The following is a 14,603-nucleotide window of genomic DNA, read 5'->3' on the forward strand; positions in this document are numbered from 1 at the left end:
CGGTTACATTCCGAACCCGGAAGTTAAGCTCTTCAGCGCCGATGGTACTGCACCGGGGACGGTGTGGGAGAGTAGGTCGCCGCCGGACAATCTTTGTGGGGGGTCATCCTTTTGGGTGGCCCCCCTTTTTTTTTGTTTTTCAGGGGTGCGTGCGTAGGTGGGGTGGTTGTGGGCTGCCCCCCCGTTTTTTGTGTGTGGCTCTTGGGGTCCCGGGGGTGTTTGGTGTGGGTGGGGTTGCGTTCTGGGCGGGGTGTCTGGGGTTGGGGGTGGCGAAAGCCGCCCCCTTTTTTTGTTTCAGGAGCGGGGTGGGAGGGTGTGGGGTTCGCCGGACAGGACGGTCACCGCTCCGCTCGTCCGGTCGGCTTTATCCGGTCTTCCAGGGGTGTTGTGGTGGGTGGGGTTGCGTTCCAGGCGGGGTGTTGGGCGCGTTTGGGGGTTGGGGTGGCTGGCGGCTGCCCCCTTATTTTGTTTGTGCCCGGCCTGGAAAGGTGACGTGAGGGGCGGCGAGGCTGCCCCTTTCTCTGGTGCGGGGTGGCTTCGCGGTCGGGGCTGTTTCTTTTCTGGTTCAGAAGCGGCCTCCGGCAGCGGCCTCGGGGGTGGTGTTGTCTGCCGGCGGGGGTCCACGGGGTGGTCAGGTTGATCCTGTTCGCCCTGGTCGTGGACGGCCCTGGCTGCGAACGATGAGGTCCCGGGTCGGGGGCCGGAGAAGGCCGAAGGGCCGCTCCTCCGGCGGCCGGTGTCCGACGGTCCCCACGGTCCCGGCATCGTGTCGGGAGCGAGCCGTACCTTCTCTGAAGGCGTGGTGGACCACAGGGCCGTGAGGTAGGGGGAGGGGAGCCAAGGCCTTGGGGGGTGGGTTGGGTGCGAAGGGAGTCAAGATTTTGGGGACAGTGGGTGACGGTGGGTTGGGTGCGGTCGAAGGGGCGATACTCGCCTGACGGCCTCAACAGCCGGGCGATCATGGCCTTCGTGAAAGGCAGTGGTCCGGTGATCAGTTGTTCGGCGCGGTGTGGAGCAGCGGCTCGATTCGGTAGGGGACCTGGACGGACAGGGCGATCGTCGTGTCGGTGCGTTGCACTGCCGGCGAGGCCAGAATCCGGGCGATGATCTCCTGGAGGTCGGGTGTGCTCCGCGCGACGACGCGGCAGAGCAGGTCGGCCTGGCCGCTGGTGCCATACACCTCAAGGATCTCTGGGAGGGGGCGTAGGGCCTCTACGGCCTCGGCCAGCCGTCCCTGGGCGATCTGCAGGGAGACGAAGGCCAGGATGGGGTAGCCCACTCCCTCGGGGGTGACGGTTGGGCCGAAGTCGGCGATCACACCGCGGTTGATGAGTTTCTCGACGCGGGCTTGGACCGTGCCTCTGGCGACACCGAGCAGGCGGGCCAGCTCGGTGAGGCCTATCCGGGGGTTGGCTCGCATCGTCACCAGGAGGCGACTGTCAAGGTCGTCTATGGACACCGCATCAGGCTAGGCGATATGACCAGCCATAGGTAGGTCTGACCATGCGATCTTGCGCGGATCGAGTAGTAAAACTGCTCTCTCTTGCCAACGTTTCTTGGGATTGCTGTCATTTTATGTATGTTCGAAGAAGCACAGTACTTCGCACCGGTGGCGACCCGTGACGACGGCACGGTGGAGGTCGAGCTGGCCGCCAGTCACCCCGGGTTCGCCGACCCCGTCTATCGTGCTCGGCGCAACGCCATCGCGGCGCTGGCGGTCGACTACGTGCCGGGTACGCCCATTCCGACGGCCGAGTACACCCCGCAGGAGCACGAGGTGTGGACGCTGGTCAGCCGTGAGCTGGCGACCAAGCACCGCGTGTACGCCACGGCGGAGTATCTGAACGCCGTCGAGAGGCTCGGTCTGCCCCGCGAGAGGATTCCGCAGCTCCAGGAGGTCAGCGAGCTGCTGTATCCGCTCACCGGCTTCCGTTACATCCCCGCCGCGGGGTTGGTGCCGCTGCGTGAGTTCTACGGTGTGCTGGCCGAGGGGTTCTTCCACTCGACGCAGTACATCAGGCACCACTCGACACCGCTCTACACGCCGGAACCTGACGTGATCCACGAGGTGATCGGACACGCCAACTCGCTGGCCTCCGACCGTTACGCGAGGCTGTACCGCCTGGCGGGTGGCGCGGCGCGTCGAGTCGAGAGCGACGCGGCGCTGGAGTTCATCTCGAAGGTCTTCTGGTTCACCCTGGAGTTCGGCGTGATGACCGACCAGGGTGAGCTACGGGCGTACGGCGCGGGCATCCTGTCCTCCTACGGGGAGATCGAGGAGTTCCGCGGGATGGACATCCGGCCGTTGGACGTCGCCCGTATGGGCACCACTCAGTACGACATCACGAAATATCAGGATGTTCTCTTCCGGGCTGACTCTCTGGACCACCTTGAGGACGTGGTCGGAGAATTCTGGGCCACATGTGACGACGAGTCCATCGCCAGGCTGGTAGCCGACGCCCGCTGAGGGACGGCCTCTCAGCGGCGATCCTCACCGTAGGCCGCCATCTGAAGACGGAAGGGCTGGAGGCCGGGCCCGCTCGCTGATCAAGGACTTGTCCACTCTTCGGGCTGGGTTTGCCCGCGCCGGCTTCCGTCCTCGTCCGGTGGGATAGACCTCGATCATGGACTGGGGAAGCCCCGATCTGACGACGAGGATGACACGCCGAGCCGCCGTGACGGTCGCCGTGCTGACAACCGGGCTGACATGGGGGTGCGCGCCCGTGGGCGTGACGTCCGCCAAGGCCTTTCCCATGTCGCGGTCGCCCGTTCCGACGGAGGAACCGGCGCCTTCGGGGGAGGCGCCGAAGGAGGAGCCGAGGAGGACGGTGGCCTCGCCGAAGGTCGTCGCCTCAAGGCTCACCCGGAAGCTCGACCGGTTCCTTTCGGGGCGTGGCGTCCGGGTCGCCGCCGCGGCGCGCGATCTCAGCACCGGCCGCTCGTACGTCTACCACGGTGATCTGCGGTTGCCGACCGCCAGCGTCTCGAAGGTCGACATCCTGATGGCGCTGCTGCTCGACACGCCCTGGCGCGAGCTGGACGCGCGGACCAGGCGGGACGCGGAGAGGATGATCCGCATCAGCGACAACGCGGCGGCCGACCGGCTCTACGAGCGCATCGGGCTGCAGGACGGTCTGGCGCGGGCGAACCGGAGGTTCGGGCTCGGCGCCACCTACGCTCCACCGGGCCGGTGCGCGGGGCTGTACTGCTGGGGCATCACGCAGACGGTCGCGGAGGACCAGGTCAGGCTTGTCGGGATCCTGGCCGGGCACCGGGACCTGCTGCCGGAAGGGGACCGTGAACAGGTGCTCGGGCTGATGCGAAAGGTGGTCGCCAGGCAGGCGTGGGGAATCAGCGCCGCGGTCTGCGACGGAGGCCGGGTCGCGTTGAAGAACGGCTGGCTGCACCACGTGGCCAACAGGCTCTGGGCCGTCGCCAGTGTCGGCCTGATCCGGGAGCCCGGTCATGACTACGCCGTCGCCGTACTCACTGAGGACGGGCCGAGTAAGGACGCGGGTATCGCGGTGGCCGAGGGGACGGCCAGGCGTGTGCTGGCGGCCTTCCGCGGTGGAGAGTGCGCGAACGGCGCCGGTCGTCCACCGACCGGCGCCGAGGATCAGGCGGCCTTGTCGACCAGCCGGTAACCGACGCCCCTGACGGTCTGGATCAGCTGGTCGTCGGTGTCGCCGAGGCGGGCCCGCAGTCGTTTGACGTGCACCGCGATGGTGTTGGTCGAGGTGGTGTCCGTGGAGTTCCAGACGTGGCGCATTATCTGCTCCCGGGTCACCGTGCGATGCGCGTTGCGCATCAGGTAGTGCAGCAGTTCGAACTCCCGCAGGGGCAGATGGACGGTCCGCCCGCTGACCTTGACCTGGTAGGCGTTGACGTCGAGTTCCACGTTGCCCACCACAAGCGTACGGCGCATGCCAGACTCTCCGGAGAAGGCGGCCTGTACCAGAGGAAGGAGTTCAGGCACGCGGTACGGCCGGGCCACACAGGCGGTGGCGCCGGCCGAGAGTGCCTGGACGGCCTGTTCGGCGTGGTTGTCTCCCACGCCCAGCAGGACGGGTACCGCCCGCGTCAGCCGTACCGCGCGGATGAACTCCACCGCGCCGATGACCGGCAGTGAGGCGCTGACGAGTACCACGTCGGGTTGGAGCGCCCCGGCCTGCAACAGGGCCTGGGCGCCGTCGGCGACGCCCATGACCTCGATTCCCTCGCGTTCGAGGGCGTTGGCCAGACCCTGGACCAGAGCCGATTCCGGATCCGCCACCAGCAGCAGGGGCGCTGTCCGGGTGTCCCCGCTCACCTCGGGTGCCGTCTGCGGCTGGATCACCCGGGTCCTCCTTATGGGGTTGGTTTATCCGAAGCGGCCGGTGATGTAGTCCTCGGTCGCTTTCTGGCTGGGGTTGGTGAAGATGCGGGACGTGTCGTCCATCTCGATCACTCGGCCAGGCTGGCCCTGACCTGCGAGGTTGAAGAACGCGGTACGGTCGCTGACCCGGGCGGCCTGCTGCATGTTGTGCGTCACGATGATGATCGTGAACTGGCTCTTCAGCTCGGACATCAGGTCCTCGATCGCCAGGGTGGAGATCGGGTCGAGGGCGGAGCAGGGCTCGTCCATCAGCAGGACCTCGGGCTTGACCGCGATGGCCCTGGCGATGCACAGGCGTTGCTGCTGACCGCCGGACAGGCCCGCTCCCGGCTTGTTCAGACGGTCCTTGACCTCGTTCCAGAGGTTCGATCCCTTCAGCGAGGTCTCGACGATGCCGTCCATCTCGGACTTGGCGTATCCGCCGTTGAGCTTGAGGCCGGCCGCCACGTTCTCGTAGATCGACATCGTGGGGAACGGGTTGGGGCGCTGGAAGACCATGCCGATCATGCGGCGCACCGAGACAGGCTCGACGTCGGGGGCGTAGAGGTCCTCGCCGTCGAGCAGGACCTTGCCGTCGACGCGAGCGCCGGGGATGACCTCGTGCATGCGGTTCAGCGTCCGCAGGAAGGTGGACTTGCCACATCCGGAGGGGCCGATGAAGGCGGTGATCGACTGAGGCTCGATCGTCATCGAGATGTCCTCGATCGCCTTGTGCTTTCCGTAGTACGCGTCGAGGCTTGAAACCTGGATCTGCTGGCTCATCTGCGACGTTCCTCCTTCCTATCGTCTGGCGGGCGAGCGCCACCAGCCGATGAGGCGCGCCACCAGGTTGAGCAGCATGACGATCAGAATGAGCGTGAGCGCTCCGGCCCACGCCCGGTCAATGGCGACGTCGGTGGGACGGGCCGATTGGTCGAACACATAGAGCGGCAACCCCATCTGCGGCCCGTTGAAGGGGTCGGTGTTGATGGAGTCGGTGAAGAAGACGGTGAGCAGCAGAGGCGCCGTCTCACCCGCGACACGGGCGATGGCCAGCATGACGCCGGTCACGATGCCGGTGAACGCGGTCGGCAGGACGACCTTGACGATCGTCCGCCACTTGGGCACGCCCAGCGCGTACGAGGCCTCGCGCAGGTCGTTGGGGACCAGCAGGAGCATCTCCTCGGCGGAGCGCACCACGGTCGGCATCATCAGGATCGACAGGGCGAGGGCGCCCGCGAAACCGGAGAAGGGCATCCCCAGGGCCAGGATCCAGAAGGCCAGGATGAACAGGCCGGAGACCACGGAGGGGATGCCGGTCATGACGTCGACGAAGAAGCTGATCGCCCGGCTCAGTCGTCCGCCTCTGCCGTACTCGACGAGGTAGATCGCGGTGAGCAGGCCGATGGGGATCGAGATGACCGACGCCAGCAGGACCTGCTCAAGGGTGCCGATGATGGCGTGGTAGGCGCCGCCGCCCGCGTCCCTGGCCCCGACGTTGCGCATCGAGTGGGTCAGGAACTCCATGTTGAGCCTGGCGAAGCCGTTGCTGAGCACCAGCCAGAGGACGGAGAGCAGCGGTACGACGGCGATGGCGAACGACAGGTAGACGAGCCCATGGACGATCTTGTCCTTGGCGCGTCTGCCTGCGGAGATGCGCCGGATCGCGGGCGCGTGCTGGATCGCGGTCATGCGGCTGCTCCGGAGAACTCCTTGCGGCGGGCGACGATCAGGCGTGCCGCCGTGTTGACCAGCAGCGTGATGATGAACAGCACCAGACCGGAGGCGATCAGCGCGCCACGGCCGACCGGACCCGCCTCGGCGAACCCGTTGGCGATGTTGGCGGCGATGCTGTTGCCCTCGGGAGCGAGGATGTGGAAGTTGATGCCGAACGTCGCGGGGAAGATGAGGGCGACGGCGATGGTCTCGCCCATGGCGCGGCCGAGGCCGAGCATGGAGGCGCTGATGACGCCGGGTCGTCCGAAGGGCAGCACCGCGGTCTTGACGACCTCCCAGCGGGTCGCGCCGAGGGCCAGCGCCGCCTCCTCGTGCATCCGCGGCACCTGGAGGAAGACCTCCCGGGAGATCGCCGCGATGATCGGCAGAATCATGATCGCAAGGATGATCGAGGCGGTCATGATCGAGTGGCCGCCGACCGATTCGCCGCCGAACAGCGGGATGAACCCGAGGTACTCGTTGATGAACTCGTAGGGCCCCTGGACGAGCGGGACAAGGAAGATGACGCCCCACAGGCCGTAGATGACGCTGGGTACGGCGGCGAGCAGGTCGATGACGTAGCCCAGGACGCCGGCCAGACGGCGGGGAGCGTAGTGGGAGATGAACAGCGCGACCCCGACGGCCACGGGCACGGCCATGACCAGGGCGAGGAGCGAGCTGAGCAGGGTGCCGAACGCCAGGGCCGCGATACCGAAGGACGGCTCGGTGTTGTTCGGCGTCCAGGTGAGGGTCCCCAGGAAGCTTCCTTGGTTGGCCTGGAGGGCGGGAACCGCCTCGACGATCAGGAAGACGGCGATGGCCGCCATGATCGCCAGCAGGAGGATTCCGGCACCCGTCGAGGCGTATCGGAAGGGGGTCTCACCTCGGCTGCGCCGCGAGGCGGGCCGGCCGGTGGCCGGCCCGCCGTCGCGAGTACGAAGTGACGTGGCCATCAACTTAGGAGATCGCCTCGACGGCGGTGCGGACCTTGGCGACCAGCGTCGCAGGCAGCGGGGCGTAGCCGAGGTTGGTCAGCGCCTGCTGGCCCTCGTCGCTGGCGGTGTAGGTCAGGAAGGCCTTGACGAGCTTGGACTGGTCCTCGGGGAGACCCTTCTCGCAGGTGATCTCGTAGGTCACCAGGACGATCGGGTAGGCGCCTGCGGCCTTGGTCGCGTAGTCGATGCTCAGCTTCAGGTCGTTGCCCTGGCCGGTGATCTCGGCGGCCTCGACCGTCTTGCCCGCGCTCTCCGGGGTCAGCTCGACGAACTCGCCGGAGCCGTTGGCGACCTTGGCCTTGGACAGGCCGGAGTTCTCGGCGAAGGAGAGCTCGACGTAGCTGATCGCGCCGACGCCGGTCTTGACCGCCTGCGCGATGCCGTCGGAGCCCTTGGCGCCCTGGCCCTTGGCCTCGGCGGGCCACGCCTTGGCGGGCTCGTACGGCCAGTCGGCGGTCTTGGACAGGAACTTGGTGAAGTTGTCGCTGGTGCCCGACTCCTCCGAGCGGTGGAAGGCCTGGATCGCCGTCGAGGGGAGCTTGGCGTCGGGGTTGTCCTTCTTGATCGCCTCGTCGTCCCACTTGGTGATCTTGCTGTTGAAGATGTCACCGATGGTCTTGGGCGAGAGCTGCAGGTTGTCCACACCGGGCAGGTTGTAGACCACGGCCACGGGGCCGATCACCATGGGGAGGTTGATCGCCTTGCCGGTCTTGCAACGGGCGTCGGCCTGGGCGGGCTCGCCCTTGTCGTCCTTGAGGGCCGAGTCGGAACCCGCGAACGAGACCGTGCCCTGGATGAAGGCCTGGATGCCGGCGCCGGAGCCGCTGGGCTGGTAGTTGAGGCTGACCCCCGAGTTCGCCTGCTGGAAGTTCTTCTTCCACTCGTCGATGGCGTTGGCCTGGGCCGAGGAGCCGGCGGCGTTGATCGTGCCGCTGAGGCCGCCGGAGCCCGATCCGGCCGACGAGGCGTCGGTGGCCGGTGTGGAGCCGTTGGCGGAGCCGCCGTTGTTATCGGTGCCGCACGCAGCGAGCGAGAGCGCGCCAACAAGGGTGACCGCGGCGAGCCGGCCTGCATACTTCACGGTTGGGTTCCTCCCACTAAGTCCTTCAACGTTCAGGAGAGTAGGGAGGCAAGGTGACTCAAAACCGGTAGAAAGATGAACGCAAAATGAATGCATCCGGTCGCTGTCGTGGCGATCCCTTGGGCCGGACTTGGAGCGCTCTCCGGGTGCGGTTGCCGGTGGCATACCCGCCGGACACCAGGATATGGGTGTGCTGAACTGCCCAGACGGGGCCTAACCGGATTGAACGGTTCCCGGGAGGTCGTGAACGATCGAACGGCCCATCAGGTGAACGGCCGGTGATCATCGAGCGAATGCCGGGGCGCCCGGCCGTACCGGGTGGGTTCACCGGGGGCCTGGAAACGGTCTCTTCGAATGGCTTGGCCTGCGGGGCCGAAACCCCGCAGGTGGCGTCACATGGGCAGGGTGAGCGGGCCGCCGCCGAGGCGCTTGAGGGCCTCGGCGTGCAGGAGGCCGTTGCTGCACACCAGGCTGCCGCCGTCCAGGCCGGAGGCTCCGGACAGGTCCGTCCAGATGCCGCCGGCCTCCTCGACGATCACCGTCAGCGCCGCGATGTCCCAGGGGGACAGTTCCGGCTCGGCGGACAGGTCGACCGCCCCCTCGGCGACCAGCATGTGTGACCAGAAGTCGCCGTAGGCGCGGCTGCGCCAGACCGCCCTGTTCAGGTCGAGGAACTCGGAGAGTCTGCCCGCCTCCTCCCACCCGCCGAAGCTGGAGTAGGAGAAGGAGGCGTCGTCGAGACGGGAGACCGAGGAGACCTGGCAACGGGTGGCCTTGGTGAGGCTCTTGCCCGTCCAGGCGCCGCTGCCGTGGGCGGCCCACCAGCGCCGGCCGAGCGCGGGGGCGGAGACCAGTCCGACGACGACCCTGCCCTGGTCCATCAGGGCGATGAGCGTGGCCCAGATGGGGACGCCCCGCACGTAGTTCTTGGTGCCGTCGATCGGGTCGACGATCCAGGAACGGGAGCCGTTCCCGGTGCTGCCGAACTCCTCACCGATCACCGCGTCACGCGGGCGGGCCCGGCCGAGTGTGTTGCGGATGACCTCCTCGACCGCCCGGTCGGCGTCGCTCACCGGTGTGAGGTCCGGCTTGGTCTCGACCTTCAGATCCACGGCCTTGAAGCGGCGCATGGTCAGGTCGTCGGCGGCGTCGGCCAGGACGTGTGCCAGGCGTAGGTCGTCGTTGTAGTCCGTCACGTTGGGCCACGCTATCGCGTCGCCGGTCGGTTATAGGAGGTGGAGGAAGATGCGGGGGGATTGCGGCGCGTCATGCGAATGGTCGGGAACATCGGGTGTTACCCGCGAGTAGCATGCGGTCATGACGTTCGACGTGGGTGCCTTCATGCTGCAGAGCGTTCCGTTCGCACGGACGCTGGACATCACCTTCGACAGGGTCGGGCACGGAATCGCGGTCGCGCGGATGCCCGACCGTCCCGACCTGCGCAACCACGTGGGCGGCCCGCACGCGGGAGCGCTGTTCACCCTCGCCGAGTCCGCCTCCGGCGCCGCGATGCTGTCGGCCTTCGGCGACCAGTTGACACGGGCCACCCCGCTGGCCGTCGGCGCCGCGGTCCGCTACGTGAAGCTGGCGATGGGCGAGGTCGTCGCCGAGGCGCGCCTTTCGGCCTCCAGGGAGGAGGTCGTGGCCAGGTTGGACGCGGGGGAGCGCCCTGAGTTCGAGGTCGCGGTCACCGTCGGCACGGCCGACGGCACGCCGGTCTGCGAGGTGACCGTCACCTGGACCCTGCGTCCCAACCGCTGAGCCGTACGGGATCAGTCGTCGTCGGCGGCGCCCTCGCGGCTGGCGAGCAGGCGGCGCAGCGAGACGAGCCGGGCGGGGTCGGCGTGGCCCGCCTCGACCCAGGCGTCGAGGGCGCACTCCTCGCCCAGATGACTGCAGCCCTTCGGGCACTCGACGGTGCCCTCGACCAGGTCGGGGAAGCCCGCCAGGACGGTCTCGACGGACACGTGCGCCAGCCCGAAGCTGCGCACGCCGGGCGTGTCGATGATCCACCCGCCCTCGGGGAGCTCAAGGGCGACGGCCGAGGTCGAGGTGTGGCGGCCCCGGCCGGTCACCGCGTTGACGTGGGAGACGGCCCGGTTGGCGTCCGGGACCAGGGCGTTGACCAGGGTCGACTTGCCCACGCCCGAATGGCCGACCAGCACGCTGACCCGGTCGAGGAGGCGATGCCTGATCTCGTCGAGAGGACCGCCCTTGTGCAGCACCACGTACGGCACGCCCAGCGGGGCGTAGAGGGAGACCAGATCCTCCGGTGAGGACAGGTCGGCCTTGGTGAGGCACAGCATCGGCTCGATGTCGGCGTCGAACGCCGCGACCAGCATCCGGTCGATCATGCGGGGCCGGGGCGGCGGGTCCGCCAGGGCAGTCACGATCACGAGCTGGTCGGCGTTGGCGACCACGGGACGCTCGATGCCGTCGGTGTTGTCGGTGTCGTCCGCGGAACGGCGGAGCATGGAGCTGCGGGGCTCGACGCGGACGACCCGGGCCAGCGTGTCGGAGTCGCCGGAGACGTCCCCGACCAGGGCGACCCGGTCACCGACCACGATGCCCTTGCGGCCCAGCTCTCTGGCCTTCATGGCGACGACGATCCGGCTGTCCTTCTTCGGCGGCTCGACCAGGCAGGTGTATCGGCCGCGGTCGACCGCGACCACGAAGCCCTCGACCGCGTCCTCGTGCGCAGGACGAATCCGCGTCCGGGGCCGGGAGCCCTTCCCCGGCCGGATCCTGACGTCGTCCTCGTCGTACTCCCGTTTTCTCAGTTTCGCCGCCTCGATCCGTCCATGACCCCGAAGACCCGGAACCCGGTCCTCAACGCGTCTCCCGCAGCATGTCCGCCCACATGGAGGCGAACTCGGGCAGGGTCTTGCCGGTGGTCGCGATGTCCTCGACCTCGACACCGGGCACCGCCAGGCCGATCACCGCGCCCGCGGTCGCCATCCTGTGGTCGGCGTAGGAGTGGAAGACGCCGCCTCTGAGCGGACGCGGCCTGATCTCCAGGCCGTCCGCCGTCTCGTTCGCGTCGCCGCCGAGTCCGTTGATCTCCGCGACCAGGGCGGCCAGGCGGTCGGTCTCGTGTCCGCGGATGTGGGCGACGCCGCCGATGCGGCTGGGCGAGTCGGCCAGCGCGGCCAGCGCGGCGATCGTCGGGGTCAGCTCGGCCACGTCACGCAGGTCGGCCTCGATGCCGTGGACGCTCCCGGTGCCGGTGACCGTCAGGCCGAGCGGAGTGTGCTCGACCGAGGCGCCCATGTCCGCCAGCAGGCTTCTGAGCTGGTCGCCCGGCTGTGTCGTGTTCGTCGGCCAGTCCGGCACGGTGACCGAGCCACCCGTGATCATCGCGGCGGCGAGGAACGGCGCCGCGTTCGACAGGTCGGGTTCGACGGTGAAGTCCCTGGCCGCGATCGGCCCGGGCTCGACCCGCCAGACGTCGGGCTCGGAGTCGTCGACGTGGACGCCGTACTCGCGCAGCATCGAGACGGTCATCAGGATGTGCGGCTGTGAGGGGATGGGCGGGCCCTGGTGCCGTACGGTGACGCCCTTGTCGAAGCGGGCACCGGTCAGCAGCAGGCCGGAGAGGAACTGCGAGGAGCCGGAGGCGTCGAGCGTGACCTCGCCGCCGGACAGCGGGCCGCGTACGGTGAACGGCAGCGCGTCGCCGCGCACCTGGGCGCCGAGGGCGCGCAGCGCGTCCAGGATCACCCCCATGGGGCGTTTGCGCGCGTGCGGGTCGCCGTCGAAGGAGACCTCACCGTCGGCCAGCGCGGCCACCGGCGGCACGAACCGCATCACCGTGCCCGCCAGCCCCACCTCGATGTGCGCCCCGCCGACGACCGGACCGGGGGTGATGGTCCAGTCGGAGCTTGAGGCGCTCTCGCCGGACGGGGTCATCGTGGCGCCGAGCGCCCGCAGGGCCTGGGCCATGAGGTCGGAGTCACGGCTGCGCAGCGCCCGCCGTACGGTGCCGGGGCCCTCTGCCAGCGTGGCGAGCAGCAGCGCGCGGTTGGTCACGGACTTCGACCCGGGAAGGGAGACGGTCGCGTGGACGGGAGAGGTCGCGGTAGGTGCGGGCCACAGCGGAGCGGACATGGGCAAAAGCCTACCGGGATGAGGGGCCCGCGCCTTCGAAGGCGTGGCAAGGTGGGGGATATGTGCGGGAGATACGCGTCCACGCGACCGAAGCAGGAGCTGCTTGAGGAGTTCGAGGTCGAACTGGACGGCGCCGCGGAGGAGGACCTGGGGCCGGACTACAACGTCGCGCCGACCAAGCCGGTCTACGCGATCCTCAGCCGCGTGCCCAAGGAGGGTCCGGGCGACCGGGCGGTACGGCAGCTGCGGGTCGTCAAATGGGGACTGGTCCCGGCCTGGGCGAAGGACCCGTCGATCGGCTCGAAGATGATCAACGCGCGGGTGGAGACGATCGCGGAGAAGCCGTCCTTCCGCAGGGCGTTCGCCCAGCGCAGGTGCCTGTTGCCCGCGGACGGCTACTACGAGTGGGCGGTGCTTGAGGAGGGCGGGACGGCCAAGAGGCCGAAGAAGCAGCCCTATTTCATCCACCCCGCCGACGGCGAGGTCATGGCGATGGCGGGGATCTACGAGTTCTGGCGTGACAAGGGCAGGGCCGAGGACGATCCGCTCGCCTGGCTGACGACCTGCGCGGTCGTCACCACCACGGCCCGTGACGAACTGGGCGCCATCCACGAGCGGATGCCGATGCTGATCGAGCGGGACCGCTGGGCGCAGTGGCTCGACCCCGGCGTCCCCGAGGCGGAGGAGTTCCTGGTGCCCGCCGCCTCGGCGGGGCTGACGGCCTATCCCGTCTCAAGCGCGGTGAACTCGGTGCGCAACAACGGTCCCGAACTCGTGGAGCCGCTCCCCGAGGACCAAGGAGACGGTCAGGCGTTGTTCTGAAAGAGCCGGGAAAGGAAACCTCTCGGTAAACGGTGTGGAAACCCTCCGTAGCGGGCATCCGCTGAGGGAGCGATGCCTCATGGCGCCATCGGTGGGGCGTTCGCCCACAGACCTCATCGTCTTGCCGCCTGACGGGAGAAGTCGGGGAAATCCCTTCACAGGCCGCCCCCACCCTGCGGAGGTGCGGATTCGTGGACGCCGCGACCGTGCGCATGCGCCTGGAGAGCATGCTCGCCGAGCTCGACCGATCCATCGGGGTTCTGCGAGGGGACCCACTGGCCGGATGGGAACGTTCCCTCGCGGACGCCGGATCCGTCCTGACCGACGCCGACCGGACCCTGGCCATGCTGGAGGCGGCGACCGTGCAGCGTCGCGCGGTCGCCGACGCGCTCAGACGTCTGGAGGAGGGGGTCTACGGTCGTTGCGCCGACTGCGGCCAGGCCGTACCGGAGGGCAGGCTTGAGGCGCGCCCCGAGGCCGCCCGCTGTGTCCGGTGTCAGTCGCGGCGCGAACGCCGTCGCTGAACGCTCCTCACACCCGTCTGGCGCTGGCCACCAGGTGGATGCCGACGGTGTCGTCGTCGTCCGGGTGCGCCTCAAGCTCGGTGTTGACCAGCCAGGTGAGCGCCCTGGAGTCGGAGGCCAGGACGTGGTCGACCGTCGAGGGGGACAGCACCGTGCGGGGCCGTATCCACTCGACCTCCAGCCCCGCGCCGGTGAGCAGCTCGCGGAGCTGGCCGCTGCTGAAGCAGCGGGTGATGCTGCCGTCCGGCCAGGGCACGAGCATGACCTCGTCCGTCTGGCGCAGGTGGGCCCAGTAGTTCTGCTCGGCGAGGATCGCCATCCCCAGCACCAGGGAGTCGACGCAGACCAGGGCCCGCCCGCCGGGGCGCAGCACCCTGGCGACGTCGCCCATCGCGGACTCGGCCATGAGCTCGACCGACATCGCGCGTTCCTCGGCGAGCACGGCGTCCATGCTCTCGTCGGGCAGGAAGCGCAGGTCGTCGGCACGTACCTGGCGGACCTTCGAGGCGTCGTGCAGCGCCTGTCCCTCGACGGCCCTGCGGAAGTCGACGACCTCCAGCACCCGGTGCCCGGCTCTGGCGGCCTGGGCGGACCAGCGGCCCCTGCCCCCGGACAGGTCGAGGACGGTCGAGGGGCTCTCCGGCAGCCAGCGGCTCAGTTGCTCGGCGGCTACGGCTCGGTAAAAGGTCCAGTACGGCCCGAGCGTTCCTGAGCCGTTCAGCTCTTCGGCCGGGATGGGCAGCACAAGCGGCTCCTGGCGTCTGGTTTCCGGTGGTCTCCAGTACCTACCGGTACGTATGGTTTTCCCCACACCGGGGTGTTCGTCACCTTCTATCTTGTGGGAACAGATGGCCGGGCGGGGGTGTTGCAGCGGACAACACAGATCCTTTCGGGAGGTTGGCCAGCCAATGCTCGCCTTGATCGAACCCGTCGTCCGCCCCGGTGATCGGTCATTCCCTGATGAGCGGGTATTCTCCGCTCAGTACGGCGTCCCGCGTCAGCAG

At 68.5% G+C, this 14,603-nt stretch carries 15 protein-coding genes and 1 rRNA gene; 6 read left to right on the forward strand and 10 right to left on the reverse strand.

What is annotated here, in order from left to right; genetic code table 11:
• Positions 1–88: ribosomal RNA gene (rrf, locus tag ABT340_RS34420) — 5S ribosomal RNA — on the forward strand; the annotation flags it as partial.
• A gap of 903 nt (positions 89–991) precedes the next feature.
• Here the strand turns inward: rrf and ABT340_RS34425 are convergent.
• The gene (locus tag ABT340_RS34425) at positions 992–1,459 is read right to left on the reverse strand and encodes an Lrp/AsnC family transcriptional regulator (RefSeq protein WP_352015076.1); all 468 of its coding nucleotides are present in this window, start codon (positions 1,457–1,459) and stop codon (positions 992–994) included.
• A 120-nt stretch (positions 1,460–1,579) separates the two neighbouring features.
• Between ABT340_RS34425 and ABT340_RS34430 the strand changes: the two genes are divergently transcribed.
• Together ABT340_RS34430 and ABT340_RS34435 are read left to right on the forward strand one after the other, a co-directional pair.
• Entirely contained in the window at positions 1,580–2,467 is an 888-nt protein-coding gene (locus ABT340_RS34430) for a phenylalanine 4-monooxygenase (protein WP_352015077.1), read from the forward strand.
• Between the two features lie 361 nt (positions 2,468–2,828).
• A complete protein-coding gene (locus ABT340_RS34435; protein ID WP_352015078.1) occupies positions 2,829–3,644 on the forward strand; it encodes a serine hydrolase in 816 nt (271 codons plus the stop codon).
• Here the strand turns inward: ABT340_RS34435 and ABT340_RS34440 are convergent.
• From ABT340_RS34440 to hisN, 6 genes are all read right to left on the reverse strand, one after another.
• Entirely contained in the window at positions 3,617–4,336 is a 720-nt protein-coding gene (locus tag ABT340_RS34440; RefSeq protein WP_352015079.1) for a response regulator transcription factor, read from the reverse strand. The two genes, ABT340_RS34435 and ABT340_RS34440, sit on opposite strands and share 28 nt — an antisense overlap.
• A gap of 24 nt (positions 4,337–4,360) precedes the next feature.
• Positions 4,361–5,137 (reverse strand): phosphate ABC transporter ATP-binding protein PstB, encoded by a 777-nt coding sequence (gene pstB, locus ABT340_RS34445; protein WP_352015080.1) that lies wholly within the window; start codon positions 5,135–5,137, stop codon positions 4,361–4,363.
• Positions 5,138–5,155: 18 nt separating this feature from the next.
• Entirely contained in the window at positions 5,156–6,046 is an 891-nt protein-coding gene (pstA, locus tag ABT340_RS34450) for a phosphate ABC transporter permease PstA (RefSeq protein WP_352015081.1), read from the reverse strand.
• On the reverse strand, positions 6,043–7,023 hold the full coding sequence (gene pstC / locus ABT340_RS34455) for a phosphate ABC transporter permease subunit PstC (protein WP_352015082.1): 981 nt from the start codon (positions 7,021–7,023) through the stop codon (positions 6,043–6,045). The genes pstA and pstC overlap by 4 nt, the downstream gene beginning before the upstream one ends.
• Positions 7,024–7,027: 4 nt before the next feature.
• Positions 7,028–8,146 carry a phosphate ABC transporter substrate-binding protein PstS gene (gene pstS / locus ABT340_RS34460; RefSeq protein ID WP_352015083.1) on the reverse strand — a complete coding sequence of 373 codons (1,119 nt, stop codon included), beginning with the start codon at positions 8,144–8,146 and terminating at the stop codon, positions 7,028–7,030.
• 392 nt (positions 8,147–8,538) lie between these two features.
• The gene (gene hisN, locus ABT340_RS34465) at positions 8,539–9,342 is read right to left on the reverse strand and encodes a histidinol-phosphatase (protein WP_352015084.1); all 804 of its coding nucleotides are present in this window, start codon (positions 9,340–9,342) and stop codon (positions 8,539–8,541) included.
• A 121-nt stretch (positions 9,343–9,463) separates the two neighbouring features.
• On the opposite strand from hisN, the gene ABT340_RS34470 reads away from it, so the two are divergent.
• Positions 9,464–9,907 (forward strand): DUF4442 domain-containing protein, encoded by a 444-nt coding sequence (locus ABT340_RS34470; RefSeq protein ID WP_352015085.1) that lies wholly within the window; start codon positions 9,464–9,466, stop codon positions 9,905–9,907.
• 11 nt (positions 9,908–9,918) lie between these two features.
• Here the strand turns inward: ABT340_RS34470 and rsgA are convergent, their stop codons facing one another.
• Complete coding sequence (gene rsgA / locus ABT340_RS34475; protein ID WP_352015206.1) at positions 9,919–10,926, reverse strand: ribosome small subunit-dependent GTPase A; 1,008 nt, start codon at positions 10,924–10,926, stop codon at positions 9,919–9,921.
• A gap of 49 nt (positions 10,927–10,975) precedes the next feature.
• Positions 10,976–12,253 carry a 3-phosphoshikimate 1-carboxyvinyltransferase gene (aroA, locus tag ABT340_RS34480; protein ID WP_352015086.1) on the reverse strand — a complete coding sequence of 426 codons (1,278 nt, stop codon included), beginning with the start codon at positions 12,251–12,253 and terminating at the stop codon, positions 10,976–10,978.
• A 60-nt stretch (positions 12,254–12,313) separates the two neighbouring features.
• Here aroA and ABT340_RS34485 point away from each other — a divergent pair, with 60 nt between their 5' ends.
• On the forward strand, positions 12,314–13,075 hold the full coding sequence (locus ABT340_RS34485) for an SOS response-associated peptidase (RefSeq protein ID WP_352015087.1): 762 nt from the start codon (positions 12,314–12,316) through the stop codon (positions 13,073–13,075).
• A 191-nt stretch (positions 13,076–13,266) separates the two neighbouring features.
• The gene (locus ABT340_RS34490; protein ID WP_352015088.1) at positions 13,267–13,599 is read left to right on the forward strand and encodes a TraR/DksA family transcriptional regulator; all 333 of its coding nucleotides are present in this window, start codon (positions 13,267–13,269) and stop codon (positions 13,597–13,599) included.
• A 7-nt stretch (positions 13,600–13,606) separates the two neighbouring features.
• On the opposite strand, the gene ABT340_RS34495 is transcribed toward ABT340_RS34490, so the two are convergent.
• Positions 13,607–14,344, reverse strand: coding sequence for a class I SAM-dependent methyltransferase (locus ABT340_RS34495; RefSeq protein WP_352015089.1), 738 nt, complete (start codon positions 14,342–14,344; stop codon positions 13,607–13,609).
• Between the last annotated feature and the right edge of the window lie 259 nt (positions 14,345–14,603).

Origin of the sequence: Streptosporangium sp. NPDC000239 (assembly GCF_040300765.1) — a bacterium.
Lineage (GTDB): Bacteria > Actinomycetota > Actinomycetes > Streptosporangiales > Streptosporangiaceae > Streptosporangium.